The sequence below is a fragment of the Roseobacter sp. genome (assembly GCF_024639605.1).
Taxonomy (GTDB): Bacteria; Pseudomonadota; Alphaproteobacteria; order Rhodobacterales; family Rhodobacteraceae; genus Roseobacter.
The window spans coordinates 1-26634 of record NZ_JAHEHZ010000027.1; the positions used below are offsets into that span (position 1 = coordinate 1).

The 26634-nt window shown below is 60.2% G+C and carries 24 protein-coding genes and 1 tRNA gene; 15 read left to right on the forward strand and 10 right to left on the reverse strand.

Going from position 1 to position 26634, the window contains the following annotated elements; all coding sequences use genetic code 11:
- Nucleotides 1-1521: long-chain fatty acid--CoA ligase (locus Q0M35_RS05565; RefSeq protein ID WP_295313230.1), on the forward strand; the 1521-nt coding region annotated here is incomplete at its 5' end.
- An 83-nt stretch (nt 1522-1604) separates the two neighbouring features.
- Entirely contained in the window at nt 1605-2045 is a 441-nt protein-coding gene (locus Q0M35_RS05570) for a hypothetical protein (RefSeq protein WP_295313231.1), read from the forward strand.
- Between the two features lie 8 nt (nt 2046-2053).
- Here the strand turns inward: Q0M35_RS05570 and Q0M35_RS05575 are convergent.
- The 3 genes from Q0M35_RS05575 to speB all read right to left on the reverse strand — a co-directional run bounded on the left by Q0M35_RS05575 (nt 2054) and on the right by speB (nt 5769).
- Nucleotides 2054-2127, reverse strand: a tRNA-Gly gene (locus Q0M35_RS05575).
- A 477-nt stretch (nt 2128-2604) separates the two neighbouring features.
- Nucleotides 2605-4635, reverse strand: a complete 2031-nt coding sequence (locus Q0M35_RS05580) for an ASKHA domain-containing protein (RefSeq protein ID WP_295313232.1) — start codon at nt 4633-4635, stop codon at nt 2605-2607.
- A 147-nt stretch (nt 4636-4782) separates the two neighbouring features.
- Nucleotides 4783-5769, reverse strand: a complete 987-nt coding sequence (gene speB / locus Q0M35_RS05585; RefSeq protein WP_295313233.1) for an agmatinase — start codon at nt 5767-5769, stop codon at nt 4783-4785.
- Between the two features lie 158 nt (nt 5770-5927).
- On the opposite strand from speB, the gene guaB reads away from it, so the two are divergent.
- The 6 genes from guaB (at nt 5928) to Q0M35_RS05615 (ending at nt 15509) form a co-directional block, all read left to right on the forward strand.
- Complete coding sequence (gene guaB / locus Q0M35_RS05590) at nt 5928-7376, forward strand: IMP dehydrogenase (RefSeq protein ID WP_295313234.1); 1449 nt, start codon at nt 5928-5930, stop codon at nt 7374-7376.
- A 31-nt stretch (nt 7377-7407) separates the two neighbouring features.
- Nucleotides 7408-8574: an RsmB/NOP family class I SAM-dependent RNA methyltransferase gene (locus tag Q0M35_RS05595; RefSeq protein WP_295313235.1), complete on the forward strand. Its 1167-nt coding sequence runs from the start codon at nt 7408-7410 to the stop codon at nt 8572-8574.
- Nucleotides 8575-8673: 99 nt separating this feature from the next.
- A complete protein-coding gene (locus Q0M35_RS05600; RefSeq protein ID WP_295313236.1) occupies nt 8674-10971 on the forward strand; it encodes an ATP-binding protein in 2298 nt (765 codons plus the stop codon).
- A gap of 336 nt (nt 10972-11307) precedes the next feature.
- Complete coding sequence (gene recA, locus Q0M35_RS05605) at nt 11308-12387, forward strand: recombinase RecA (protein WP_295313237.1); 1080 nt, start codon at nt 11308-11310, stop codon at nt 12385-12387.
- Between the two features lie 165 nt (nt 12388-12552).
- Nucleotides 12553-15210, forward strand: a complete 2658-nt coding sequence (gene alaS, locus Q0M35_RS05610; RefSeq protein WP_295313238.1) for an alanine--tRNA ligase — start codon at nt 12553-12555, stop codon at nt 15208-15210.
- Between the two features lie 5 nt (nt 15211-15215).
- Nucleotides 15216-15509: a DUF1330 domain-containing protein gene (locus tag Q0M35_RS05615; RefSeq protein ID WP_295313239.1), complete on the forward strand. Its 294-nt coding sequence runs from the start codon at nt 15216-15218 to the stop codon at nt 15507-15509.
- Nucleotides 15510-15559: 50 nt separating this feature from the next.
- Here Q0M35_RS05615 and typA read toward each other — a convergent pair whose 3' ends face one another.
- From typA to Q0M35_RS05630, 3 genes are all read right to left on the reverse strand, one after another.
- Nucleotides 15560-17377, reverse strand: a complete 1818-nt coding sequence (typA, locus tag Q0M35_RS05620; protein WP_295313240.1) for a translational GTPase TypA — start codon at nt 17375-17377, stop codon at nt 15560-15562.
- A gap of 111 nt (nt 17378-17488) precedes the next feature.
- Nucleotides 17489-17824: an SMR family transporter gene (locus Q0M35_RS05625; protein WP_295313241.1), complete on the reverse strand. Its 336-nt coding sequence runs from the start codon at nt 17822-17824 to the stop codon at nt 17489-17491.
- A gap of 18 nt (nt 17825-17842) precedes the next feature.
- On the reverse strand, nt 17843-18301 hold the full coding sequence (locus tag Q0M35_RS05630) for an Lrp/AsnC family transcriptional regulator (RefSeq protein WP_295313242.1): 459 nt from the start codon (nt 18299-18301) through the stop codon (nt 17843-17845).
- 110 nt (nt 18302-18411) lie between these two features.
- Between Q0M35_RS05630 and Q0M35_RS05635 the strand changes: the two genes are divergently transcribed.
- Nucleotides 18412-18621: a DUF6356 family protein gene (locus tag Q0M35_RS05635; RefSeq protein ID WP_295313243.1), complete on the forward strand. Its 210-nt coding sequence runs from the start codon at nt 18412-18414 to the stop codon at nt 18619-18621.
- 686 nt (nt 18622-19307) lie between these two features.
- On the opposite strand, the gene Q0M35_RS05640 is transcribed toward Q0M35_RS05635, so the two are convergent.
- From Q0M35_RS05640 to Q0M35_RS05655, 4 genes are all read right to left on the reverse strand, one after another.
- Nucleotides 19308-20522 (reverse strand): NADP-dependent isocitrate dehydrogenase, encoded by a 1215-nt coding sequence (locus Q0M35_RS05640; protein ID WP_295313244.1) that lies wholly within the window; start codon nt 20520-20522, stop codon nt 19308-19310.
- A gap of 161 nt (nt 20523-20683) precedes the next feature.
- Entirely contained in the window at nt 20684-21259 is a 576-nt protein-coding gene (locus tag Q0M35_RS05645; protein ID WP_295313245.1) for an HD domain-containing protein, read from the reverse strand.
- The gene (locus Q0M35_RS05650) at nt 21252-21494 is read right to left on the reverse strand and encodes a hypothetical protein (protein WP_295313246.1); all 243 of its coding nucleotides are present in this window, start codon (nt 21492-21494) and stop codon (nt 21252-21254) included. The genes Q0M35_RS05645 and Q0M35_RS05650 overlap by 8 nt, the downstream gene beginning before the upstream one ends.
- A gap of 4 nt (nt 21495-21498) precedes the next feature.
- The gene (locus Q0M35_RS05655) at nt 21499-22152 is read right to left on the reverse strand and encodes an alpha/beta hydrolase (RefSeq protein WP_295313247.1); all 654 of its coding nucleotides are present in this window, start codon (nt 22150-22152) and stop codon (nt 21499-21501) included.
- A gap of 183 nt (nt 22153-22335) precedes the next feature.
- Between Q0M35_RS05655 and Q0M35_RS05660 the strand changes: the two genes are divergently transcribed.
- From Q0M35_RS05660 to Q0M35_RS05685, 6 genes are all read left to right on the forward strand, one after another.
- A complete protein-coding gene (locus Q0M35_RS05660) occupies nt 22336-22809 on the forward strand; it encodes an Rrf2 family transcriptional regulator (RefSeq protein WP_295313248.1) in 474 nt (157 codons plus the stop codon).
- A gap of 18 nt (nt 22810-22827) precedes the next feature.
- Nucleotides 22828-24012: an aminotransferase class V-fold PLP-dependent enzyme gene (locus tag Q0M35_RS05665; RefSeq protein ID WP_295313249.1), complete on the forward strand. Its 1185-nt coding sequence runs from the start codon at nt 22828-22830 to the stop codon at nt 24010-24012.
- A gap of 14 nt (nt 24013-24026) precedes the next feature.
- Nucleotides 24027-25565: a Fe-S cluster assembly protein SufB gene (sufB, locus tag Q0M35_RS05670; protein WP_295313250.1), complete on the forward strand. Its 1539-nt coding sequence runs from the start codon at nt 24027-24029 to the stop codon at nt 25563-25565.
- Between the two features lie 3 nt (nt 25566-25568).
- Nucleotides 25569-25841 carry a hypothetical protein gene (locus tag Q0M35_RS05675; RefSeq protein ID WP_295313251.1) on the forward strand — a complete coding sequence of 91 codons (273 nt, stop codon included), beginning with the start codon at nt 25569-25571 and terminating at the stop codon, nt 25839-25841.
- On the forward strand, nt 25838-26152 hold the full coding sequence (locus Q0M35_RS05680) for a heavy metal-binding domain-containing protein (RefSeq protein ID WP_295313252.1): 315 nt from the start codon (nt 25838-25840) through the stop codon (nt 26150-26152). Before Q0M35_RS05675 ends, Q0M35_RS05680 begins: the two co-directional genes overlap by 4 nt.
- 69 nt (nt 26153-26221) lie before the next feature.
- Nucleotides 26222-26634 (forward strand): ATP-binding cassette domain-containing protein (locus Q0M35_RS05685; RefSeq protein ID WP_295313253.1); only part of this gene is annotated, 413 nt, incomplete at its 3' end.

Consider the following 26634-nt stretch of genomic DNA (forward strand, 5'->3'; position numbering starts at 1 on the left):
GCCGGCGGCACCGAAACCACAAACTGGGGGCAGGTGGATGCAAATGCCCGCAGACTGGCCTCGGCGCTCGGACGTCTGGGGCTGTCAGAGAGCGCGCGCTGTGCCACCATTGCCTGGAACAACCGGCGCCATCTGGAGATCTATTTCGGCACCTCGGGCGGTGGGTACGTCTGTCATACCATCAATCCGCGGCTCTTTCCCGAACAGCTTGTTTATATCATGAACCACGCCGAAGATGAGGTCGTCTTTATCGACAGTACCTTTGTGCCGCTCATTGCTGCAATCCGTGGCCAGCTCAAAACGGTAAAGCACATTGTCCTGCTCGAAAAGGAAACCGGCGGCGCGGAAGAAACGTTGCCCGGGATCATCGCCTATGACGATCTTCTGGCACAGGGCGACGCAGATTACGACTGGCCAAAACTGGATGAAGAGCGGGCGTCAAGCCTTTGCTATACATCAGGAACAACCGGAAACCCTAAGGGTGTTCTTTTCTCGCATCGCTCCACCGTGCTGCACAGTATGACAGCCAGTCTGCCGGACAGCATCGGCATCTCCGCGATGGATGTGCTTCTGCCCGTGGTGCCGATGTTTCACGTCAACGCCTGGGGCACCCCCTATGCCTGCGCCATGGTGGGCGCGCGCATGGTATTGCCGGGGCCCGGGCTCGACGGGCAGTCGCTGATCGGACTTATCGACGGCTATTGCGTGACGATCGCCTGTGGCGTGCCGACGATCTGGCTGGGGCTTCTGGGCGAGGCGGAGAAAGCCGGGACCAGGCTTGTAAGTCTGCAAAAGACCGCGGTGGGCGGGTCGGCCTGTCCGCCCTCAATGATTGCAGCCTTTCGTGACCGCTACGGCGTGGAGACCCGCCATGCCTGGGGTATGACAGAGATGTCACCTATCGGCACTGTGAATCAGCCTCTCGCCAAACACCTGAGCCTGCCGGAAACGGACCTGAACCTGCTGCGCGAAAATCAGGGCCGGCCGGTCTGGGGCGTGGAGATGAAGATCGTAAAGGCCGATGGCACACCGCTGCCGCATGACGGCAAAACACAAGGTGAACTGCTGGTGCGCGGCCCCTGTGTGCTCAAAGCCTATATGCACATGTCTTTTGAGGAAACGCTGCAGGACGGATGGTTCAACACCGGCGATATCGCAACACTGGATGCGGACGGATATCTGGTGATCTGCGACCGCGCGAAAGACATCATCAAGTCGGGCGGCGAGTGGATCAGCTCGGTTGAGCTCGAAAACATCGCCATCGCCCATCCGGCCCTGGCAGATGCAGCTGTCATCGGCGCAAGGCACGTGAAGTGGGATGAGCGCCCCGTTCTGATCGCCGTGAAGGCGGAGGGGGCAGAGCCGTCTGTGGCGGAAATCCTTTCGGTTTTTGAGGGAAAAATCGCGCGGTGGCAGGTGCCTGATACGGTGGTTTTCACCGGGGCTCTGCCGCGGAATGCCACCGGAAAGGTGCTCAAACGCAACTTACGCGATCAATATGGCGACATCCTTCTGTCGTAAGTCGCATTTTAACCGGAATTGGCAAAGATAAGGGCAAGCGCACGCTGATGTGCGATTCCTATGTGATCAGAAGGATCCTCCCGATGAGACTTGCTGCCCTGCTGTTAATGCTTCTGCTTCCTTCTGTTGCGCTTGCGGGGCCGGACCGGGTGTCGATCCTGCTGGGCTCAGAGCATTTCAATGCCACCGAAGAGTTTCAGGAATTTAACCCGGGCATCATTCTGACCTGGGAGCGTAATCTCGATTACAGCGTTGGCGTTTATTACAACAGCTACGAGGAAGTCGGCGCACTGGCCGCAGTGAGCTATGACTTCTGGGAAGGGCAGAACTGGGCGCTTGGTGTCTTTGGCGCACTGGCGCTTTACCCCGGTGACGGCGACCGCTTTAAAGTCTCAGTCGGAGATGTCGTGCCGCTTGCCGGCCTGCAGGGACGCTACGGCAATGTCTTTGCGCAGCTTATTCCGGGCAACGGCCGGACGACTGATGCGGTTCTGGCCGTGGGACTGACGTTTGAGTTGCCGTGAAAATACGCTGGAGCGGGTAACGGGAATCGAACCCGTAACTAAAGCTTGGGAAGCTGCCGTGATACCTTTTCACCATACCCGCGCACTGTAAGCGGAATAGGGTCTGGCCCGGGGCGCGTCAAGGCTGCTCAGCGCTGCGGTGCGGTTGCGGTAAAGAAATTGATCTCCGCCGGCACGCGCGCGCCGTCCGGCGTTATATATTCTTCAAACGCACCCGCGATCTGCTGAACAATGGCGTCGAAATCCGCCTCTTCCGCCCCGAAATACTCCTGCGCCCGTAACGCAGGACCGATCCTGGCGTAACAGCCTCTGCCGCAAGCCGCGTGCTGGTGCCGGTGCCGCAGACGATGTCCATGACCCTCTGACCTGGCCTGAGGTCTGCAAGGTCAAAAACCCGGTCAAGCGCTGGCGCCATCACCCTGTCGCGGTCAGTCTGAGAGGTCACACAGTGAGCCGCCTGGCTCTCCCGGAACGCTTTCTGATCTGCGTTTTCCTCTGCGACGGCAGCCTCCTCTGTGCCTCTGCAACCGATGAGCCGGCGTGCCCGGATCCGCGCCGCTCAGCCCCGTCGCCGGCGACGGCCACCGCCTTCCGCGCCGGTATTGAATGTCGCTGTCGGCAGGGTAACGATCGAGTTCAGGATCGGGAAGGGCTCAACGGCATTGGGAATGGCTGAAGCGTTTACAAAATGCTCCTGAAACCGTGGCTCGATGGCGGTTTCCACCTTATGAATGGCGCGCACCGTGGCTTCGATCTCTGCCCGGGCGGCCGTATTCAGCAGCGCAATGCGTGCGCCTGTGCCTGCCGCATTCCCAGCCGATGTCACCTTGTCCAGTGGGGCATCCGGGATCATCCCCAGTACCATCGCGTGTTTGGAAGAGATATGCGCACCAAAGGCGCCGGCAAGCACAACGCGGTCCACCTTATCCACACCGAATTTATCCATCAGCAGGCGCGCGCCTGAGTAAAGTGCGGCCTTAGCCATCTGGATCTCGCGGATGTCGCGGTTGGTGATAGTGATGAGCGGCCCGCCGTCGGCGGTGCCGTCATGCACCAGATAGGAATAGGTGCGTCCATCCTGGAAGCAGCGATCCGATCCGGTCTGCTCCGGCGAACCGATCAGCCCGTGTGCATCGACGATACCCTGCATGCGCATCTCGGCCACCATCTCGATAATCCCGGAGCCGCAGATACCGGTGATGCCCGTGGCGCCGATCTCAATCACAAAACGCGGATCGTCAGACCACAGATCACTGCCGATGACCCTGAACCGGGGCGCTTTTGTCACCGGATCAATTTCGACCCGCTCAATGGCACCCGGGGCCGCGCGCTGGCCCGAACTGATCTGCGCGCCCTCGAATGCGGGACCAGTGGGCGAAGAACAGGCAAGCACGCGCTCTTTGTTGCCCAGCAGGATTTCGGCATTGGTGCCGACATCCACGACCAGCACCAGATCATCGGATTTATCGGGTGCCTCCGAGAGCGCCACAGCGGCCGCATCGGCCCCCACATGACCCGCGATGCAGGGCAGCAGATAGACGCGCGCCGAAGGGTGAATATTGAGCTCCAGATCATCCCCGCGCAGACGCAGCGCACTGTTGGTGGTCAGCGCAAAGGGTGCCTGGCCCAGTTCAAAGGGGTCAATGCCCAGAAAGAGGTGGTGCATCACCGGGTTGCAGACGAATACCGCATCGACGATGAGCGCGGTATCAACCTCTGCTTCCTCTGCGATCCGGGTGAAAAGATCGCGCATGCCCGCGCGCACCGCCCGGGTCATTTCCGCAGCACCACCGGGGTTCATCATCGAATAGCTGACCCGGCTCATCAGGTCTTCGCCGAAACGGATCTGCGGGTTCATCAGACCCGAGGAGGCCAGCACCTCACCGGTCTGAAGGTCACACAGGTGAGCTGCAATGGTGGTAGAGCCGAGATCGACGGCAAGCCCGTAAACCGTGCCGTCGTAATATCCGGGCCAGATCTGCATGATGCGCGGGTTGTTTTCCTCGTCGCCAAGGTGGATCGCTACGGTGACCTTCCAGCCCCCTTTGCGCAACACCGGCTGCATTTCCTGAAGTATGTGCAGATCGGCGGTGATCTTGTGCAGATCCCACTGCTGGCGCAGCGCGTCGCGCAGCCGTTCCAGGTCACCCGAAGGGTCGTGCATGTCAGGCTCTGCCACCTCAACGTAAAAGAGCCGGGTCGAGGGGTCGAGCACGATATCGCGCGCCTCTGCGCGTTTGCGCACCACCTGTTTATGCACCTGGCTTTCGGGCGGCACATCGATCACGATATCGCTCTGCAACGTGGCCTGGCACCCGAGCCTGCGCCCTTCGGTCAGCCCGCGCTTGTCTTTATAACGCTGCTCTACAGCGTTCCATTCAGACAGCGCGCCGTCGCGGGCGGTGACCCCGTGTTTGGAAAACTCGCCGTACCCTGGCGTGATCTGACAGCGCGAACAAATACCGCGACCGCCACAGACAGAATCGAGATCGACGCCAAGCTGGCGCGCCGCCGTCAGAACCGGCGTTCCGACCGGAAACCGGCCGCGTTTGCCCGAAGGCGTGAAAACCACGAGAGGATCCTGGCTCATAAGTATCGGTCACCCTTGAATTTACCCGGACCAGAATAGCGTTTGCCGCATGCTCCGGTCGCCGTTCAGCGTCACATAATGCACCAGGCGCGGCATGGCGCGTCTGAAATAATCATATTCATTATGAGTTTGCGTCGGACAGACGTTTCAGGGCCACGTCTGCGGATGGCGCGCACGTGCATGGAAGATAAATCCCAGGAGGTTCAGCAGAACCTGGGCTGCGAGAACTGAGGTGGACCCGGTGGGATCATAATCCGGGGCAACCTCCACAAGATCAATGCCTACCACCGGATGCGTTTCTGCCACGCCCTGCAATAATTCCAGCACTTCGTAGTACTGGAACCCGCCATGGCTCGGCGTTCCCGTGCCGGGCGCTATCGACGGGCAGAAAGCATCGATGTCGATGGTAATATAAACCTTCGCATCCCCGGGGATCGTTTTCAGCAGGCCGGCGAGGCCCATCTGCCGGGCCTGACGCACGGAGACAATTGTGGAGCCCATAGCGCGGGCATCGTCATAGCCCTCGCGTGCGGTGGAACTCACATTTCGTATGCCGATCTGGCTCAGGCCGGTGACATAATCCTGCTCTGCCGCGCGGCGCATCGGGTTGCCATGCCCGTGGCGCACCCCGTGACGTTCATCGACGAAATCGAGATGCGCATCGATCTGAAGGATGTGAAACGGACCTCCCTGATATTCCGGCCCGCTGAAGGCACGGATGCAGGGAATATTCACAGAATGATCACCGCCGATGACCACCGGCAGTGCACCTGCGGCGAGGGCTGCGCGTACACCGGCCTCGATATTGGCGTGGCTCTTTTCGGTATCAGTGTGAACGATATCCGCATCGCCCAGGTCGACAATACGCACATCGGCGGGCAGGTAGGTCGCGTCATCCTCATGATCATAAGCGCCTGCATGGCCAAAGCTGAAGAGGGTCGATGCCTCACGAACCCCGCGCGGCCCGAAGCGCGCGCCCGACCGCCACTGGGTGCCGGCGTCAAAGGGTGCGCCCAGAACAGCGACATCCGCCTCAATCCCGCTCCAGTCGGCCACATAAGGGCGTTTCCCAAAGGTGGAGATCCCCACAAAGGGCAGATCGAGCCTGCCGCTGTCATATCCGTGTTCCGCCATGCCCCGGGCTCCTCTGCTGACCTGCGCTGCAGCTTTGCCGCGCGCTACGGCTTTGGCAATGGGGCAGGGGCGGGATGCGGCGTTTTTGCCCTTTTCATTCTGCCGGCGCCGTGAAATAGGAAACTGCCAATGAACCACTCCGGCAAGCGAGGTTGCAAATGGAGATTCGTGAGGCACTTACCTTTGATGATGTACTGCTGGTTCCGGGCGCGTCCTCGGTTCTGCCGTCCACCGCTGACACCCGCACCAGGGTGACCCGGTCGATTGCAATGAACATCCCGCTCCTGAGTTCTGCCATGGACACCGTCACAGAAGGCCGCATGGCCATTGCCATGGCCCAGGCCGGCGGGATCGGCGTGGTGCACCGCAATCTCAGTATCGACGAACAGGCCCGCGAGGTGCGCCGGGTGAAGCGGTTTGAGAGCGGTATCGTTTACAACCCGATCACGCTGAGACCGCACCAGACCCTGGCGGATGCAATGGCATTGCAGGACCGCTACCGCGTCACAGGCTTTCCGGTTGTGGATGAAAAGGGCCGCGTGCTGGGCATCGTCACCAACCGCGACATGCGGTTTGCCAGTGACGACAAAACGCCCGTGTCGGTTATGATGTCTTCGGAAAACCTTGCCATTCTGCACGAACCTGCCGACCGGGACGAAGCCATCAGCCTGATGAAAGCACGCCGTATAGAAAAGCTGCTGGTGACAGACAAGAACGGCAAGCTCACCGGGCTGCTGACGCTGAAAGACACAGAGCAGGCCGTGCTGAACCCCACCGCCTGTAAGGACGATCTGGGTCGCCTGCGGGTCGCTGCGGCAACCACCGTCGGGGATGCCGGTTTTGAACGCTCCGAGGCACTGGTGGACGCCGGTGCGGATATGATCGTGATCGACACCGCGCATGGTCATTCCGAAGGTGTCGCCGCAGCCGTGCGCCGCGCCAAAGCGCTCAGCAACGAGGTCCAGATCGTCGCAGGCAACGTCGCCACCGGCGAGGCCACACGCGCGCTGATCGACGCAGGTGCGGACGCGGTCAAGGTGGGCATCGGCCCTGGTTCGATCTGCACCACGCGCATGGTGGCAGGTGTCGGCGTACCGCAGCTCACCGCGATCATGGACTGTGCCCGCGCGGCCGGGGATATCCCCGTCATTGCTGACGGCGGCATCAAATTCTCCGGTGATTTCGCCAAGGCGATTGCCGCCGGTGCGTCCTGCGCCATGGTCGGCTCGATGATCGCGGGCACCGACGAGTCGCCCGGTGAGGTCATTCTTTACCAGGGGCGCAGCTTCAAGAGCTACCGCGGGATGGGCAGCCTGGGTGCAATGGCCAGCGGCTCCGCCGACCGGTATTTTCAGAAAGACGCAGCCTCCGACAAACTGGTGCCTGAAGGCATCGAGGGGCAGGTGGCTTACAAAGGCTCCGCCAATGCGGTGATCCACCAGCTGGTCGGCGGCCTGCGCGCGGCCATGGGCTATACCGGCTGTGCGACCGTGGACGAGATGCGCCAGAACTGCGCGTTTGTGAAAATCACCGGCGCGGGGCTGAAAGAGAGCCATGTGCATGATGTGCAGATCACCCGCGAAAGCCCCAACTACCGGATCGGCTGATGCGACGTTCTGCTGACACAGGAGCGGCCGCGTGACCCCCGGCGCGCGGGTTGCCGCAGCCATCGGTATTCTTGACGCAATCGGGGAAGGCGAGGCCGCGGAGCAGGCGCTGACCCGCTGGGCGCGCGGCAGCCGTTATGCCGGCTCCAAAGACCGCGCGGCGGTCCGCGATCACGTTTTTGATGTCCTGCGCCGGCGCCGCAGTGCTGCGGCCGCGGGCGCAGGCACCGACGGGCGGGCGCTTATGATCGGGTCGTTGCGGCTCCTGAAGCTGCCACCTGAAAACTTCTTTACCGGTGAAGGGCACGCCCCCGCGCCCCTGTCGGATCAGGAAAGAGAGGTTCCGGCGGTGCCGGATGACGACGGCACCAGGTGGAACCTGCCTGACTGGCTCCTGCCTGAATTTCGCCGCAGCCTGGGAGATGACGCAGAGGAGGCAGGCTGCTTGCTCGGCACCCGCGCGCCGATAACCCTGCGCGTCAACACCAGACGGATCACCCGGGACGATGCCATCGCCAGACTGGCGGCAGAGGGCATGATCACCGCGCCGAACCCGGTTGCAGAAACCGCGCTTGATGTCACCGAAGGCGCCCGTAGGATCCGCAATTCAGCGTCCTTTTCCGAAGGGTTTGTCGAACTGCAGGATGCAGCCTCCCAGACTGTCGCCACAGGCCTGCCGGAAGGCACGCGTGTCCTCGATTACTGCGCCGGTGGCGGCGGTAAGGCCCTGGCGATCGCGGCGGACCCTGCGCGCGACGTTGTCGCGCATGATATCGATCCGCGGCGCATGAAAGATCTCGGCCACCGTGCCGCACGAGCGGGAGCGCATGTCACAGAGCTTGCCACAGGCGACCTCTCCGCTGCGGCACCCTTTGATGTGGTCTTCTGCGATGCGCCCTGTTCCGGTAGTGGCGCCTGGCGGCGCTCTCCGGACGGGCGGTGGACGCTGACGCCTGAGCGTCTTGAAGAGCTCACAGCAGTGCAGCAGCAGATCCTTGACGCGGCGGCGGCCCTGGTCGCGCCTGCGGGCGTGCTGGCCTATGCGACCTGTTCCGTGCTGCGTGTGGAGAATGAAGACGCGGTGGAGACCTTCCTCAGCCGCAACTCCGGATGGACCTGCACCCATGCCCGGCGGATTAACCTGTCGCAGTATTCCGACGGGTTTTTTGCGGCACACTTGACGCGATTGCCGGAATAATCGTACTCAACTCCTGATAGAGTGCTTTCATGGTTAAGCCGGGATTAAGGTATGGGGCGCTTTAATACGGGTGTGATTCCACCCGCAGGGAGCCTGAATTTGCCGCGAAGCGCCTTTACGCCCTCCAGACTGACCCGCTTTGCCCTTCAGGCACAGCGCAGACTTGGTACTCTTGTCCTGATTGCTGTTCTCTTTGGCGTCCTGGCGCTCGCCTCACCGGATCTTCTGGCACGACAGGCGCTTTTTGCAGCATCCGCCGCGCTGATTGTGCTCTGCGGCGTGCTGGTATTGCTGGCACGCAGGCACCGGCGCCGCAATGCACAGGCGCTCAGCGTGCTGAATGAGTTCACCCACCGCGACGCAAGCCCCACCCTCGTGACCGATGGCGAGGGTGATGTTCTGTCGGTCAACATGGCAGCCCGCAAGCGCTTTGACAAAGATCTCGAAGACACCATCACCGGCACTCTTCAGACGACGGTGGCCAACCCGGGCGGCATCGTGTTTCGCCTCAAGACCCGTGCCGATCTTGAAGGATCAGCCCGCGAAGACATGGTAACCCGCAAGGGACATATCCGCCTCGCGGTTCACCAGGCGGGCACCGACACCTACATCTGGCGTCTTGAAGACGTGCCCACGGCGGCAGGTACGCAGGAGGGGCCGGTGCTGCCGATGATCCTCGTCGGACGCACCAATGCCGTACTTTATATGAACGATCAGGCGCGCAAGCTGGCCGGCGGCCGGGTGCGCACGCTCGACCGTCTCTTTGACCGGTTGCCGGTGATCCCCGGTACGGTCTGCGAACTGACAGGCGCCGACGGAACGACGCGCGTCCTGGTGAGCGAAGTCGAGGCCGGGGCAGGGCGCCGCGCGCTCTTCCTGCTGCCGCCCGGCAGCGAAATGATGCCCCGCGACGGCTGGGAAGTTTTCCAGGATCTGCCGGTGCCACTCCTTAAAGTCAGCCCGGAAGGTGAGATCGAGGCATATAACCGGCTCTCGGCCGGGCTGATCGGCAACGCGCTCACGGACAAGGTACACCTGAGCGATCTGATGGAAGGGCTCGGGCGGCCGATCACGGACTGGCTGAAGGAAACGGTGGCGGGGCGCGCTGCACAGCAATCAGAATTTCTGCGGCTGAAACGCACTGATAAAGAGGTCTTTGTCCAGGTCACGCTGAACCGGATAACCGAAGAAGGCAGGCCCGCGCTGATCGCCGTCCTTAATGATGCGACCGAGCTCAAATCGCTTGAAGCCCAGTTTGTACAGAGCCAGAAGATGCAGGCCATCGGGCAACTTGCCGGCGGCGTGGCACATGATTTCAACAACCTGCTGACCGCCATCTCAGGCCACTGTGATCTTTTGTTACTGCGTCACGATCAGGGCGACCCTGATTTCAGCGATCTGGTACAGATCAATCAGAACGCCAATCGCGCCGCGGCCCTTGTCGGCCAGTTGCTGGCCTTTTCGCGCAAACAGACGCTGCGCCCTGAAACGCTGGATATGCGCGACACGCTCGCGGACCTCACGCACCTGCTGAACCGGCTTGTGGGTGAAAAAGTCATGCTGACGCTGAGCCATGATCCGGTGCTGCACCCGATCAGGGCGGACAAACGCCAGCTTGAACAGGTGCTGATGAATCTGGTGGTCAACGCACGTGATGCGATGCCCCAGGGCGGCGAAATCCGCATTATCACCGAATGCACCGACCTGACCGAGCCGCTGGAGCGTGACCGCGTTTCCGTACCACCGGGAAAATATGTAACGGTTCAGGTCGCAGATGACGGCGTCGGTATTGCGGCGGACAAACTGCAAAAGGTCTTTGAGCCCTTTTTCACCACCAAACGCACGGGAGAGGGCACCGGTCTGGGGCTCTCCACAGCATACGGCATCATCAAACAGACAGGCGGGTATATATTCGTGGACAGCACGCTCGGGGCGGGCACCTGCTTTACGCTCTATTTCCCGGTGCTGGAAGAAGCAGAGCCGATCACGCCGCAGCCGCGGAAATCCGCGGCAAAAGCTTCGGGGAAACACGGGGACGGTGTGATCCTGCTGGTGGAGGACGAAGCCCCCGTGCGCGCTTTTGCGAGCCGGGCTCTGCGGCTGCGCGGGTATACGGTGCTGGAAGCTGATTCTGCCGAGTCTGCCCTCAAGACACTTGAGGACGAAAGCCTGAACATCGATGTTTTCGTCACCGATGTCGTGATGCCCGGCATGGATGGTCCGAGCTGGGTGCGTGAGGCCCTCAAAGAACGCCCGGGCGTGCGCGTCGTTTTCGTCTCGGGCTATGCCGAAGACAGTTTCGGCGAGACACAGATGAAGATCCCCAACTCCGTTTTCCTGCCAAAACCATTCTCACTCAGCGACCTGACGGATACTGTGCACGAACAGCTGCACTGAGGTATTACAGCCTGATACCGGATGCTTAGCCCCATGGAGACATGCACCCTGTGAAGCGCTACATGCCTGTGACAGCAACATCCGTCGGGTAATCTGTCGTGACGGCCCGGGCCCTCACTGCCACAGACCGGTTGCAAAGTATCCCTGCAGGCCATCGAAATTGCTTCAGCGCTCTAAACCTGTCCTTAACCAGATTCGTACCAGTATCATTTTCAGAAATTTTGATTGAAATGTTCTCCTTTTGATCCCATAAGGAACATAGGCAGAACATTCACATTGGGCCCGCCGGCAATGATTGCCGCCCCGGGCGATCTGTGACACTAAGAGGAAACGCAAATGGCAACGGCAGATCTATTGAGCATGAACAACAAAAAGTCGGCAGACAAGCAAAAGGCGCTGGACTCAGCGCTGGCGCAGATTGAGCGCCAGTTCGGCAAGGGTTCAATCATGAAACTGGGCGCCGAAGGCGCAGTTCAGGACATCAAAGCAAGCTCCACCGGCTCGCTCGGCCTTGATATCGCTCTGGGGATAGGCGGTCTGCCGATGGGCCGGATCGTTGAGATTTATGGCCCTGAGAGCTCAGGCAAAACGACGCTGACCCTGCATTGCGTGGCAGAACAGCAGAAATCCGGGGGTGTTTGCGCCTTTGTCGATGCAGAGCACGCGCTCGATCCGACCTATGCCAAGAAACTCGGTGTCGACCTTGACGAGTTGCTGATCAGCCAGCCCGACACCGGTGAGCAGGCGCTTGAGATCACGGACACGCTGGTGCGGTCCGGTGCGGTCAATATGGTCGTGGTGGATTCGGTAGCGGCCCTGACACCTAAATCCGAACTTGAAGGTGACATGGGCGACAGCTCAGTGGGTGTTCAGGCCCGTCTGATGAGCCAGGCGATGCGCAAACTCACAGGCTCGATCAGCCGCAGCAACTGTATGGTCATCTTCATCAACCAGATCCGCATGAAAATCGGTGTGATGTTCGGGTCGCCCGAAACGACGACCGGCGGCAACGCGCTGAAATTTTACTCCTCCGTTCGCCTTGACATCCGCCGCATCGGCGCTCTGAAAGACCGCGATGAAGTCGTAGGCAATCACACCCGTGTCAAGGTCGTGAAGAACAAAGTCGCGGCCCCTTTCAAACAGGTCGAGTTTGACATCATGTACGGCGAGGGCATCTCCAAGATGGGCGAACTGCTCGATCTGGGCGTGGCGGCCGGCGTGGTCGATAAATCAGGCTCCTGGTTCAGCTACGGCGATGAACGGATCGGGCAGGGGCGTGAAAACGCGAAATCCTTCCTCAAGGAAAACACGCAGATGGCGCTGGAAATCGAAGATAAAATCCGCGCGGCACACGGGCTTGATTTTGACATGCCCGCACATGAGAAATCCGACGACGAAGATATTCTCGAGGCCTGATGCGCGCGCCCGTGCGGCACCGTATTCCTAATTACCACTGAAACGGGGCGCGCCAGATCGGAGCGCCCCGTTTTTTGCATGCTGAATGCATTAAGGGTTGGTGGACAGCCGGACGCCGGGAAGGTATCTCACGGCAATGAGATTTCCGACAAAGGCCCGCCGCCCATGCAGACGCTGAATGACATCCGATCAACCTTCCTGTCTTACTTTCAGAAGCAGGGGCATGAGGTCGTGCCGTCAAGCCCGCTGGTGCCGCGCAATGACCCGACGCTGATGTTCGCCAATTCAGGCATGGTGCAGTTCAAAAACCTTTTCACCGGCGTTGAGACGCGCGATTACAAGCGTGCCACCACCGCGCAGAAATGCGTGCGGGCGGGCGGCAAGCATAACGATCTCGACAATGTGGGCTATACCGCGCGCCATCACACGTTTTTCGAGATGCTGGGAAATTTCAGCTTCGGCGATTATTTCAAAGATGACGCGATCCGCTTTGCCTGGGAGTTGATCACACGCGATCTGGGCATTGATAAGGACCGGCTTTACGTCACGGTCTACCACACCGATGAAGAAGCCGCCTCGATCTGGAAAAAGGTCGCCGGCCTGAGCGATGACCGCATCATCCGGATTGCGACCAACGATAACTTCTGGATGATGGGCGCGACCGGTCCCTGCGGCCCCTGTACCGAGATTTTCTACGATCATGGCGATCACATCTGGGGAGGACCTCCCGGCAGCCCGGAGGAAGACGGCGACCGGTTTGTCGAGATCTGGAACCTCGTTTTCATGCAGTATGAGCAGTTTGAAGACGGCACCCGCCGCGATCTCGCCGCACAGTCGATCGATACCGGTATGGGCATCGAGCGGGTAGCCGCTCTGCTCCAGGGCACCAACGACAACTACGCCACCGATCTGATGCGTTCGCTGATCGAAGCCTCGGCGGATGCCACCAGCACCGATCCGGACGGCGCGGGCAGGACCCATCACCGGGTGATCGCCGATCACCTGCGCTCCACATCCTTCCTGATGGCCGATGGTGTGATGCCCTCCAATGACGGGCGCGGCTATGTGCTGCGCCGGATCATGCGGCGTGCGATGCGTCATGCGCATCTGCTGGGCGCGAAAGATCCGCTGATGCACCGTCTGGTGCCGGCACTGGTGCGCCAGATGGGAGCCGCCTATCCGGAACTGTGCCAGGCGCAGTCAATGATCGAGCAGACCCTGCTGCAGGAGGAAACACGCTTCCGCCAGACGCTCGATCGCGGACTGAAGCTGCTGGATGACGAGTTGCGCGACCTGCCCGAGGGCGACAGTTTGCCCGGCGAGGCAGCATTCCGGCTCTATGACACCTATGGCTTTCCGCTTGATCTGACCCAGGACGCACTGCGAGAGCAGGGCCGGGCGGTCGATACCGATGGCTTTGATACGGCGATGGCCGAACAGAAAGCCAAGGCCCGCGCGGCGTGGTCGGGATCAGGCGAGGCCGCAGATGCGACGGTCTGGTTCGACGTGGCCGACAAACACGGCACAACCGATTTTCTGGGCTATGACACCGAAACCGCCGAGGGCCAGATCGTGGCTATCCTGCGTAACGGAGCCCCGACCGACACCGCCGGGCCAGGCGACAGCGTTCAGATTGCTCTGAACCAGACGCCATTTTATGCCGAAAGCGGCGGCCAGGTCGGTGACAGTGGCACGCTGCGGACGTCGGAGAGCGAGGTGACAATAACCGACACCCGCAAAACCGCCGGGGTGTTTATCCATTTCGGCACAGTCACCACCGGCAGCATCACCACCGGCGACGCCGCAATCCTTGAGGTCGACCACAACCGGCGCAGCGCGATCCGGTCCAACCATTCAGCCACTCATCTGCTGCATGAGGCCCTGCGCGAAGCGCTCGGGGATCACGTCGCCCAACGCGGCTCACTCAATGCGGAAGACCGGCTGCGGTTTGATTTCAGCCATACCGAAGCGCTGACCCTCGATCAGCTGGCCACCGTAGAGGCGGACGTGAACCGCTATATCCGCCAGAACGCCCCGGTCGAGACGCGGATCATGACGCCTGACGACGCCCGCGCCATCGGCGCGCAGGCACTTTTCGGCGAGAAGTACAGCGACGAGGTGCGGGTGGTCTCGATGGGCCGCAAAGACGGATCCGGCAAGGGCCATGACGGCGCCACCTATTCACTGGAGCTTTGCGGCGGTACCCATGTGCGCCAGACCGGCGACATCGGCACTTTCGTAACACTGGGCGACAGCGCCAGCAGCGCCGGTGTGCGCCGCATTGAAGCGCTGACCGGGGCTGCGGCCATGTCCTACCTGCGCGCACAGGATCACTACCTCGCGGAAGTGGCGCTGGAGCTCAAAGCCCAGGCCGCAGATGTGCCCGAGCGCGTGCGCAGCCTGCTTGACGAGCGCCGCGCCCTGTCAAATGAGGTCGCACAGCTGCGCCGCGAACTGGCGATGTCAGGTGGCGGCACTGCGGCCCCTGAGGCCCGCGATGTGGGCGGCGTCAGTTTCATGGCGCAGGTGCTTTCCGGCGTGACGGGGCGTGATCTTCCGGCACTCGTGGACCAGTTCAAGGAACGACTGGGCAGCGGGGCCATCCTGCTGATCGCCGAAGCCGACGGCAAAGCCGCTGTTGCGGCAGGCGTCACGGGCGATCTGACCGAAACAGTCTCTGCGGTGGATATGGTTCGTACGGCGGTTGCCGGACTGGGTGGCAAGGGCGGCGGCGGCCGGCCGGATATGGCCCAGGGCGGAGCAAAAGACATCACCAATGCCGACGCGGCCATCGCCGCCGTTGAAGACATTCTGAAAGGATAAGACCGATGGGCGCACTCTGGATTGCACATGTCACTGTCACTGATGACGAAGCCTATGCAAAATACGCGGCACTTGCGACAGAAGCGATCGCAGAGCACGGCGGCAAATTTATCGCCCGGGGCGGTCGTTTCGTGCAGCTTGAAGGCCAGGCACGACCCCGCAATGTCGTGGCCCGCTTCCCTGATCTTGAAACGGCGGAAAAGTGCTATAATTCAGATACATACCAGCGTGCGTTAAGCCATGCCCGCGACGCGTCGGAGCGTGAGCTGATGATCATCGAAACCAGCGAGAACCTCTGATACCAGGGTCCTGAAATCTCCGGGTGGGGCTGTCGCCTCCGAAGCTCTTTTCAGCCCGCTTTCGCCATCCGCTTGCGCTCATGCGGATCCAGATACCGCTTGCGCAGACGGATCGCGTTGGGCGTCACCTCAACCAGTTCATCGTCGTCGATATAGGCGATCGCTTCTTCCAGCGACAGGCTCATCGGCGTGGTCAGGCGCACGGCCTCATCAGTTCCGGAAGCGCGCACGTTGGTCAGCTTTTTACCCTTCAGTGGGTTCACTTCCAGATCGTTCTCGCGGCTGTGCTCGCCGATGATCATGCCTGTATAAACATCCGCCTGTGCGCCGATCATCATCTTGCCACGCTCTTCGAGGTTCCACAGCGCATAGGCCACGGAAGTTCCGTTTTCCATCGAGATCAGCACGCCCGCACGACGTCCGGGGATCGGCCCCTTATGCGGCGCCCAGGCGTGAAACACCCGGTTCAGCACGCCGGTACCGCGCGTATCGGTCAGAAATTCGCCGTGATACCCGATCAACCCGCGCGAAGGCACATGCGCCACGATCCGCGTTTTACCCGCACCCGCCGGCTTCATCTCGACAAGTTCACCACGGCGCACCCCGGTGATTTTCTCGATCACGGCTCCCGAGTATTCGTCATCTACGTCGATTGTGGCCTCTTCGATCGGCTCGTGACGCACTCCGTCAATCTCGCGGAACAAAACCTGAGGGCGCGAAATGCTGAGCTCAAAGCCTTCGCGCCGCATGTTCTCGATCAGAACGCCCATCTGCAGTTCGCCCCGGCCCGCGACCTCAAAAGCCTCGCCGCCGGGTGTGTCGCTGATCTTGATCGCAACGTTGCTTTCTGCTTCTTTCATCAGCCGCTCGCGGATCACACGGGACTGAACCTTTTTGCCATCGCGACCGGCCATCGGGCTGTCGTTGATGCCAAAGGTCACGGTTATGGTCGGCGGATCAATAGGCTGCGCGGGCAGGGCTTCTGTCACCTGGGGGGCGACGATACTGTCGGCCACGGTGGCTTTCTGCATGCCTGCAAGGCTCACGATATCGCCCGCTTCGGCCAGATCGATGGCCTGCTGTGTCAGCCCGCGAAAGGCCAGCACTTTGGTCACCCGGAAAGATTCGATCTGTGTGCCGTCACGGCTCAGCGCCTTGACGGTCTCACCGGCCTTCAGCGTGCCTGCTTCAACACGGCCGGTCAGAATCCGGCCGATAAACGGGTCTGCGCCCAGCGTGGTCGCCAGCATCCGGAAAGGCTCATCGCGCGCGGCCAGCTGCGCGGGCGCAGGTACGTGCTCCACAATAAGGTCAAAGAGCGCCGAGAGATCCTCACGCGGGCCATCAAGCTCCATATCCGCCCAGCCGGAACGCCCGGAGGCGTACATGGCCGGGAAATCAAGCTGATCATCATCCGCGCCAAGGTTGGCAAAAAGATCAAAAACCTCATCCAGCGCCCGGTCAGGCTCCGCATCAGGCTTGTCCACCTTGTTGAGCACAACAATCGGGCGCAGACCGAGTGCCAGCGCCTTCGAGGTCACAAACTTGGTCTGCGGCATCGGACCTTCGGCGGCATCGACGAGCAGAACCACACCGTCCACCATCGACAGGATCCGCTCCACCTCTCCGCCAAAATCGGCGTGGCCGGGGGTATCGACGATATTGACGCGGATGCCTTTCCACTCAACGCTGGTGGCCTTTGCGAGAATGGTGATACCACGTTCGCGCTCCAGATCATTGCTGTCCATGGCGCGTTCTTCGGTCGCCTGATTTTCGCGGTAGGTACCGGATTGCTTAAGCAATTCGTCCACCAGCGTGGTTTTGCCGTGGTCAACGTGTGCGATGATAGCGATGTTTCGCAGGTCCATGTGGGATGCCTTCAGATGGGGAGAAGCGCGCAGCCCGCGCGCGTTTGAGGCGCGCATACCGTGCCGCGCCGCAGAAAGCCAGGGTTATTTGCCGGGTGCGACGCCGCGTCTTCAGTGTGTTGCACTGTTTGAAAAGAGATGGATCACAAGGATACCCGATACAATCAGCACCAGACCCAGAACCGCAGGCAGATCGAGCCTCTGACCAAAAACCACAAATCCGATGGCCGCGATCAGCACGATGCCAAGTCCCGACCAGATTGCATAGACCACGCCCACCGGCATAAACTTTAAGGCCAGCGCCATGAAATAAAAAGATAAACCATAGGCCAGCACCACCAGAACTGACGGCCAGAGGCGGCTGAACTGTGCGCTGGCCTGCAAGGCGGTTGTGCCGATTGTTTCGGCTGCGATAGCGATCACGAGATAGATGTAATGCAGGGGCATGGGCGTTTGCCTTCCGTCTCAGAGCGGCAGTTGGTGGGTGTCTTTGATCTCTTCCATCACAAAGCTGGCAGACACATCAGAAAGCGGTACTTTGCGGATCAGCTGCTGATAGAGACGGTCGTAATCCGCCATATCGCGCACCTGAGCGCGGATCAGATAATCCAGATCCCCGCTCATACGGTATACGCCCAGGATTTCCGGCATACCACGAGTGGCGGCGCTGAATTTCTCCAGCCAGTCCGGCGCATGGGTATTGGTGCGCACCTGAAGAAATACCGTCAGGCTCAGCCCGAGCTTTGCCGGATCAAGCAGGGTAACGCGCGAGCGGATCACGCCTGCATCCTCAAGCGCTCTTATACGCCGCCAGCAGGCATTGCGGCTCAGATGGACTTCTTCGCCGAGCGCGTCCAGCGACAAAGAAGCATCGCGCTGCAGCACCGTCAGGATGCGCCGGTCGGCATCATCAATCATCACCATATTTAGCCGTATATGTGGAAATTTTCCCAATATCAAACGGTTTTCATCAAAATTAGGGAGGGTTTCTCAGTCTCCCCCGGATATTGTGCATACAACACAGGAGACACTTCATGATACAGCGCATTTTTCTCGATCACCCCGCCACCGTAAACGAAAGCTTTTTTCAGCATTTCCTCTTTGCGCTGCGCTTTGCCGGTACTTTGTTTCTGGCCGCAATGGCAGCCCTCGTACACGCCTTCATTCCCTGCCTCTGTCAGAAGACAGCAAGCCGGATCGTAGCACAGCTTTATGCCCGGACGCACAATCGCGGTCACAATTGATAACAAAGAGTTAACCGGAACAATTCATGTAAAATCGGGAAGGCTTTAATCCAAAATAAAGGACTTCCCGGTCATGGTGTGAAGCCAGACACACCTGCCATGATCCGAGCTCCCTTTGCGCCGCACTATTCTGACCTTTCTGATGTTATTTTCAGTGCTGCCCGCACATGCCGCCACGTATATGGCCGAGACCAGCATACCTGCGGCTTTCGGGGTATCTGCGGGCCAGAACCTCCCTGATACTGCCCTCAAGCCCGCGGAAGACGATCTTTGGTCGATAAGGGCGGAGTGGCAGGCAGACAGCCGGTTCACTGTAAAACCCGACGTGCGGGCCGGGCGTGGCATCGCGCCTGCTGCCCATGGCCTGCCTGTGGGATCTGTTATCGATTTTGACACAACGCGGGCCGGCAGCATCAGAGCTCAGCTGGCGCGGGGCACGCCACGACCGCGTTCTACCATACATAAAGTCCCGGCAGGCACGACGGCGGCGATGATGCTGACGTGGTGCGGCCTTCTCTGCATGGTCATCCGACAGCGCAATTGCAGCCGCTACGTCCGCACCAAAGGCGCGGCACAGCGTTGCAAAGACAGGGTTTTACAGCCCAGACAACGCCCCGGCGCCAACGCAGTCCGTTGCAGCCCGAAACCTCTGCCCTTTGTTTTGCGCCGTTCGGAGGTGCTGATCCTTACCCGGCCAGTGACTTGTTGAGGTTTTCGTCGATCTTCTCAAGAAAGCCCATTGTCGTCAGCCAGGGCTGATCGGGGCCCACCAGCAACGCAAGATCCTTGGTCATAAAGCCGCTTTCGACCGTGTCCACGACAACCTTCTCCAGTGTTTCCGCAAATTTCAACAACGGGGCGTTGTCGTCGAGCTTAGCACGGTGCTTAAGGCCCCCGGTCCAGGCATAAATCGACGCGATGGAGTTGGTTGATGTGGCCTCGCCTTTCTGATGCTGGCGGTAATGCCGGGTGACTGTGCCGTGGGCGGCCTCTGATTCGACCACTTTGCCGTCTGGCGTCATCAGCACAGAGGCCATCAGCCCCAGAGAACCAAAGCCCTGCGCCACGGTGTCTGACTGAACATCGCCGTCGTAATTCTTGCACGCCCAGACATAGCCGCCCGACCACTTCATCGCAGAAGCGACCATGTCGTCGATCAGCCGGTGCTCATACCAGATGCCGGCCGTTTCAAACTGCTCTTTGAATTCCTCGTCGAACACCTTTTGGAACAATTCCAGAAACCGACCGTCGTATTGCTTGAGGATCGTGTTCTTGGTCGACAGATACACCGGCCAGCCAAGGCTGAGCCCGTAATTCAGCGACGCCCGGGCAAAATCGATGATCGATTTATCGAGGTTATACATCGCCATCACAACGCCGCTGTCAGGCGCGTCAAAAACCTCGCGCTCGATCACCTCGCCGTCATCGCCCACAAATTTCAGCGTCAGCTTGCCTTTACCGGGGAATTTGAAATCAGTCGCGCGATACTGATCACCATAAGCGTGCCGGCCAACCACAATCGGTTTGGTCCAGCCCGGCACGAGCCGTGGCACGTTGCGGCAGATGATCGGCTGGCGGAAAATCACGCCACCGAGGATGTTGCGGATCGTGCCGTTGGGCGAGCGCCACATCTGCTTGAGGCCAAACTCTTCGACGCGCGCTTCATCAGGTGTAATGGTCGCGCATTTTACGCCGACACCATGTTCCTTGATCGCGTGAGCGGCATCGGCAGTGATCTGGTCATCTGTTGCATCCCGGGATTCGATTCCAAGGTCATAGTATTTCAGATCCACATCCAGATAGGGCAGGATCAGCTTTTGCTTGATGAAGTCCCAGATAATCCGGGTCATCTCGTCGCCGTCGAGTTCTACGATGGGGTTTTCTACCTTAATCCGGGTCATGGGGGGCTCCTGTGCCGGGGAAGAGGATTCGCTCGGGGCGGTGTAGCGCAGATCGCTGCCGGAGAAAACGGTATGCAAACGTATACATTGCAATCTCCTGTGGTCCGTCCGGCATCAGAGCCCCGGCTGACCAAAACACAGGCAATTCTTTGCAACAACGGTCAGGTAGCGAAAAATGCCCGCAACCGCGGCATCAGCCAGTCCCAGAGCGCAGGGGCCCCGCGACGCACAGGCCGGCCAACGCGCGCGTCCAGTTGCTCAAAGCTGACGTCATAGTCCGTCCACGACCCGCCACCGTTGGCGAGATTGGCCAAAGGCGTCTGCACGCGGTCAATGGATTTCGCGAAGACCGCATCAGCGCTTTCTCCGGCTTCGAACTCCTCCCAGAGCGCCCGGATTTCATTCCCCTGGTCCGTTGGAAGCAGGCCGAACAAACGCCCGGCTGCAGCCTTTTCCGCCGCATCGACCGCTGCCCGGTCTACGGTGCCGTGGATCGGATTGTCACCTGCGTCGATCTCGACAATGTCGTGCAGGAGCAACATGCGCAGCACCCGGTCGATGCACACCCCGGGGCCGGCCTGATCGGCGAGCACAAGCGCGAAAAGCATGATGTGCCAGCTGTGCTCGGCTGAGTTCTCGAAACGGGAGTTGTCATGCAGGCGAGAGGCGCGCAGCACGGATTTCAGTTTGTCAGCCTCCGACAGAAAGGCGATCTGCCGGTCGAGCCGGTCAGTCATTGCCGGGTGCGGCCAGCTTTTTCGGAATCTGCGCCTGCAGATTGTTCAGCAGCTTGCGCGCGCGCTGTTCGGCGCGGCGCACCCGCACGGCAGTCAGATAGGCTTCTTCCATGGTCTGAGAAGAGCCGCCGATGGCCTCGGCAACCTTTGCCACAAAAGCATCATCGCCCGTGGCGTTGATGATCTCAAGGCTTTGCGTCGCCAGTTCGTCCGCAACGTCTTCGACAATACCCATGAGTTTACCTTGATGTTTCGGTCAGGCGGCGTTTGACATAACTGGTCGAGGTGTCGATCAGCGTATCAAGATGCGGCTCCTCAAAGAAGTGCCCGGCGCCCTCCACCTGTTCATGGGTGATGGTGATGCCCTTCTGCTCATGCAGCTTGCTCACCAGCGTCTCAGTATCAGCAGGCGGTGCCACGCGGTCGGCGGTGCCGTTGATGATCAGACCCGACGCCGGGCAGGGTGCCAGAAACGAAAAGTCATACATATTCGCAGGCGGAGCGACCGAGATAAACCCGGTGATTTCCGGCCGGCGCATCAGAAGCTGCATCCCGATCCAGGCACCGAATGAGAAACCCGCAACCCAGCAATGCTTGGAGTTGTTGTTCATCGACTGCAGATAATCGAGTGCTGAGGCGGCATCGCTCAGCTCGCCAATGCCCTGATCGTATTCGCCCTGGCTGCGTCCGACACCGCGGAAATTAAACCGCAGCACCGTAAAGCCCATGTTATAAAACGCATAGTGCATACGGTGCACGATCACGTGGTTCATCGTGCCGCCGAACTGCGGGTGCGGGTGCAGGATGATCGCAATCGGTGCGTCACGTTCTTTTTGCGGGTGATAGCGGCCTTCAAGGCGGCCTTCGGGTCCGGGAAAAATGACCTCGGGCATGTGCGTCCCTGTGCTGATGTCCGGGTACACTGTGCATTCTTGACGAATTCACTCAGGCACCTTAGAACGGTTCTAATATTCAGGCTGCGCGTGTGTCGCGCGGGCGAGTTCCGGATGTAGGCACTTTAACGCGCCGCGTCAATCACATGGCGGGGCGCGCACTCAACGGGGAGGGTGGACACCGTGAAGCTTTCGACAAAGGGCAGATACGCGATGGTCGCACTGGCCGATATCGCGCTGCAGCCTGATGGGAGGCTGGTCTCGCTGGGCGACATCGCGGTGCGTCAGTCGATCTCGCTGCCTTATCTGGAACAGCTCTTCGTCAAACTCCGCCGGGCTGATCTGGTCACGTCGGTGCGCGGGCCGGGTGGCGGCTATCGCCTCGCACGCAGCGCATCCGAAATCCGCGTGGTTGATATCCTCGGGGCAGTCGATGAAACCGTAAACGCCATGCACAAAGGGGCAGGTGCCTCGGGCGGTGCCTCGGGCAGCCGTGCGCAATCGCTGACAAACCGCCTCTGGGAAGGCCTGAGCGCGCATGTCTACGTCTTTTTGCACCAGACCCGCCTTTCGGATGTGATCGCGAATGAACTCGCGCCCTGTCCGGCGGTCCCGCATCTTTTCGAGCTGGTCGACGATACCAGCGCCGATGCCTGACGAGACCCGGGGAATGCTGTGAGCGCACGCACCTATCTGGACCACAACGCGACAACCCCGCTGCGTGCCGAAGCGCGGCAGGCAATGTGTGCGGCCATGGACGTGCCGGGCAATCCGGCATCCGTGCACGCAGAAGGACGCGCTGCCAAAGCCCTGATGGAGCGGGCCCGCGGTCAGGTTGCCGCCCTTGTCGGCTGCGCCCCCAGTCAGGTCATCTTTACCGGAAGCGCCACCGAGGCCGCAGCGCTTGCGGTCGCTCAGAAGCACCGTCACGGCGGGTTCTTTGCCGCGCTGCCGACGGAGCATGATTGTCTGGCGGCCTGGAGTGACGACGCACTGGCCTCTCTTTACGACAGGAACGGCGCTCTTTCCGCTTCCGGTGCGTCAGCCTTCAGCGATTCAATGACACAGCGCGCAGACCCTGCATGGCGGTCCGACCGTGGCCCTGTCGCACTTGTGGCGATATCTGCGGCCAACAGCGAAACCGGTGTCATGCCGGCGGACGCAAAGGTGGTGGCAGATAATGCAGTCAATGCCGCACGCGCCGGCACTGTCCCTTATTCAGTGATCTGTGACATCACGCAGTTGGCCGGTAAAATGCCGGTGGTCTATGACGGCGACAAGCGACCGTCTTATATGATCCTCTCTGCCCATAAAATCGGCGGCCCGAAAGGTGTCGGCGCACTGATCAGCTTTACTGCTGAAGATCCGCGGGCGATCATCCGCGGAGGCGGGCAGGAAATGGGCCGCCGGTCGGGTACCGAAAACATCATTGGTATCGCCGGTTTCGGCGCCGCCGCCGAGGCCGCATCCCGCGATGTGGCCGCCGGACGGTGGGACGAAGTGGCTGAACTTAGAAAGATTCTAGAAAACGCTCTTGCAGCCGGCGCAAAGACAACTATTTTTGTCGGGAAAGAGGCAACACGCCTTCCGAACACGATTTGTTTCGCAACACCGGGCTGGAAAGGCGAGGCGCAGGTCATTCAGATGGATCTGGCCGGTTTCGCGATCAGCGCCGGGTCTGCCTGTTCAAGCGGAAAGGTGCGGCCAAGTGCCGTGTTGCGGGCAATGGGATTTGACGATGAGACATCCGCCAGTGCGATCCGCGTATCGCTGGGGCTGGAGACGACAAAAGAAGACGTGCTCAGGTTTGCTGAGGCATGGCTGAAAAGCGAAAAGAAATTCCGCGCCCGTGCGGCGTGAGACCGGAGGAAGACATGGCAGCACTCGACCAGGCAGACGCAGCTGACGTACAGGTCAAAGACGGCGTTGATCAGGAGACGGTCGATGCCGTCCGTGAGGTTGGCGGCAAGTACAAGTACGGGTGGTCAACGGACATCGAGATGGAATACGCGCCGAAAGGGCTGAGCCCGGACATCGTGCGCCTGATCTCCGAAAAAAACGAAGAGCCGGAATGGATGACCGAATGGCGTCTGGCGGCCTACGAGCGCTGGCTGCAGAAAGAAGAGCCAAAATGGGCAATGGTCGATTATCCGGAAATCGATTTTCAGGACCAGTATTACTATGCGCGTCCGAAATCGATGGAAGTAAAACCCAAATCGCTGGACGATGTGGATCCCAAGCTTCTGGAGACATACAAGAAACTCGGCATCCCGCTGAAAGAGCAGTTGATCCTCGCCGGTGTCGAGGGGGCCGAAGATCTGGGCGATGAGCCGCGCAAAGTGGCCGTCGATGCGGTCTTTGATTCCGTCTCAGTCGGCACGACCTTTCAGGACGAGCTGAAAAAAGCCGGCGTGATCTTTTGTTCGATCTCCGAGGCCATCCGCGAGCATCCGGAGCTGGTTAAGAAATATCTCGGCACCGTTGTGCCGGTCTCAGACAACTATTATGCGACACTGAATTCGGCAGTTTTCTCGGACGGATCGTTTGTCTACGTGCCGCCGGGCGTGCGCTGCCCGATGGAGCTTTCCACCTATTTTCGCATCAATGCCGAAAACACAGGCCAGTTTGAACGCACGCTGATCATCGCCGACAAGGGGTCTTATGTGTCCTATCTGGAAGGCTGCACCGCACCGCAACGCGACATCGCGCAACTGCATGCGGCCGTCGTGGAGATCATCATCGAGGAAGACGCGGAGGTGAAATATTCCACCGTGCAGAACTGGTATCCCGGCGATGAGAACGGCAAGGGCGGCATCTATAATTTCGTGACCAAACGCGCCGACTGCCGCGGAGACCGCGCCAAGGTGATGTGGACGCAGGTGGAAACCGGCTCTGCGGTGACATGGAAGTACCCCTCCTGCATCCTGCGCGGGGATGACAGCCAGGGCGAGTTTTATTCGATCGCCATCGCCAACAACATGCAGCAGGCCGACACCGGCACCAAGATGATCCACCTGGGCAAGCGCACCAAATCGCGCATCGTCTCCAAAGGCATCTCGGCAGGAAAGGCCCAGAACACGTATCGCGGCCTGGTCTCGATGCACCCGAAAGCCAAAGAGGGGCGCAACTACACCCAGTGCGACAGCCTTCTGATCGGCGACAAATGCGGGGCGCATACCGTGCCCTACATCGAGGTGCGCAACAATTCATCCCGGGTCGAGCACGAAGCGACGACCTCCAAGGTAGATGACGATCAACTCTTTTACTGCCGCTCGCGGGGTATGGATGAGGAAGAAGCCGTGGCGCTGGTGGTCAACGGATTCTGCAAAGACGTGCTGCAGGCGCTGCCGATGGAGTTCGCCATGGAAGCGCAGCAGCTGGTGGCGATCTCACTCGAAGGATCGGTGGGCTGAGCCATGGGCATTCAACCCGACAAACACGATCTGGGGCCGGAAATGCCGCCGCAGGAGCCGCCCGGCCCGAAAGGCGTCGCGGGGGCCATGGCCGTGGCCGCACTGCTCGGGGCCGTGACCGGCGCCGTCATCGGGTTGGTTTTTCTGCCTGATCTTGTCGTTGCTCTGGCGATCGGTGGCGCGATGACACTGGCGGCTCTGCGCACCGTGGTGTTCTTGTCGCCGCAGCGCCGCGGTCTTGCCCCGGTGGATGAAGAAGACGGAACGATGCAATGATTGTCACTACCACCAACACCATTGAGGGCCATCCTATCACCGCCTACAAAGGCATCGTCGTCGGCGAGGCGATCATGGGCGCCAATATTGTGCGGGATTTCTTTGCTTCCGTCACGGATGTGATCGGCGGACGCTCGGGCGCCTATGAGACCAAACTGAAAGACGCCCGCGACGAGGCCATGCGCGAACTTGAAGAGCGCGCTGCAACGCTGGGGGCCAATGCCGTGGTAGGCATCGATCTCGATTACGAGGTGATCGGCGACAGCATGCTGATGGTATCGGTTTCCGGCACCGCTGTGACAATCACCTGAACACACTGACTTAACGCACTGAGAAAGAACGCTTTCGCCCGACGCGAAACCAATAACAGGATACGAAACATGCTGAGCATCAAAAACCTGCAGGTCAAACTGGAAGAAGAGGACAAGCAGATCCTCAAAGGCGTCGATCTGGAGATCGAAGCCGGTAAAGTTCATGCGATTATGGGCCCTAACGGCTCAGGTAAATCGACGCTGTCCTACGTGCTCTCGGGCAAAGACGGGTATGAGGTCACCGACGGTGCGGTCACGCTGGAGGGCGAGGACGTGCTGGAAATGGAGCCCGAAGAGCGCGCTGCCGCCGGTCTCTTTCTTGCATTTCAGTACCCCGTCGAAATTCCCGGGGTCGGCAATATGACCTTTCTGCGCACAGCAGTGAACGCCCAGCGTAAGGCGCGCGGCGAAGAAGAAATGACAGCAGCGGAGTTTCTGAAGGTCGTGCGCGCCCGCGCGAAGGAGCTGAAGATCGACGCCGA

Bases quoted from the DNA above. Each gene is read 5' to 3' on its own strand.
- Q0M35_RS05570 (WP_295313231.1), top strand. From the start codon at position 1,605: ATGAGACTTGCTGCCCTGCTGTTAATGCTTCTGCTTCCTTCTGTTGCG.
- Q0M35_RS05580 (WP_295313232.1), bottom strand. From the start codon at position 4,635: ATGAGCCAGGATCCTCTCGTGGTTTTCACGCCTTCGGGCAAACGCGGC.
- speB (WP_295313233.1), bottom strand. From the start codon at position 5,769: ATGGCGGAACACGGATATGACAGCGGCAGGCTCGATCTGCCCTTTGTG.
- guaB (WP_295313234.1), top strand. From the start codon at position 5,928: ATGGAGATTCGTGAGGCACTTACCTTTGATGATGTACTGCTGGTTCCG.
- recA (WP_295313237.1), top strand. From the start codon at position 11,308: ATGGCAACGGCAGATCTATTGAGCATGAACAACAAAAAGTCGGCAGAC.
- alaS (WP_295313238.1), top strand. From the start codon at position 12,553: ATGCAGACGCTGAATGACATCCGATCAACCTTCCTGTCTTACTTTCAG.
- Q0M35_RS05615 (WP_295313239.1), top strand. From the start codon at position 15,216: ATGGGCGCACTCTGGATTGCACATGTCACTGTCACTGATGACGAAGCC.
- typA (WP_295313240.1), bottom strand. From the start codon at position 17,377: ATGGACCTGCGAAACATCGCTATCATCGCACACGTTGACCACGGCAAA.
- Q0M35_RS05625 (WP_295313241.1), bottom strand. From the start codon at position 17,824: ATGCCCCTGCATTACATCTATCTCGTGATCGCTATCGCAGCCGAAACA.
- Q0M35_RS05630 (WP_295313242.1), bottom strand. From the start codon at position 18,301: ATGGTGATGATTGATGATGCCGACCGGCGCATCCTGACGGTGCTGCAG.
- Q0M35_RS05635 (WP_295313243.1), top strand. From the start codon at position 18,412: ATGATACAGCGCATTTTTCTCGATCACCCCGCCACCGTAAACGAAAGC.
- Q0M35_RS05640 (WP_295313244.1), bottom strand. From the start codon at position 20,522: ATGACCCGGATTAAGGTAGAAAACCCCATCGTAGAACTCGACGGCGAC.
- Q0M35_RS05645 (WP_295313245.1), bottom strand. From the start codon at position 21,259: ATGACTGACCGGCTCGACCGGCAGATCGCCTTTCTGTCGGAGGCTGAC.
- Q0M35_RS05650 (WP_295313246.1), bottom strand. From the start codon at position 21,494: ATGGGTATTGTCGAAGACGTTGCGGACGAACTGGCGACGCAAAGCCTT.
- Q0M35_RS05655 (WP_295313247.1), bottom strand. From the start codon at position 22,152: ATGCCCGAGGTCATTTTTCCCGGACCCGAAGGCCGCCTTGAAGGCCGC.
- sufB (WP_295313250.1), top strand. From the start codon at position 24,027: ATGGCAGCACTCGACCAGGCAGACGCAGCTGACGTACAGGTCAAAGAC.
- Q0M35_RS05675 (WP_295313251.1), top strand. From the start codon at position 25,569: ATGGGCATTCAACCCGACAAACACGATCTGGGGCCGGAAATGCCGCCG.
- Q0M35_RS05680 (WP_295313252.1), top strand. From the start codon at position 25,838: ATGATTGTCACTACCACCAACACCATTGAGGGCCATCCTATCACCGCC.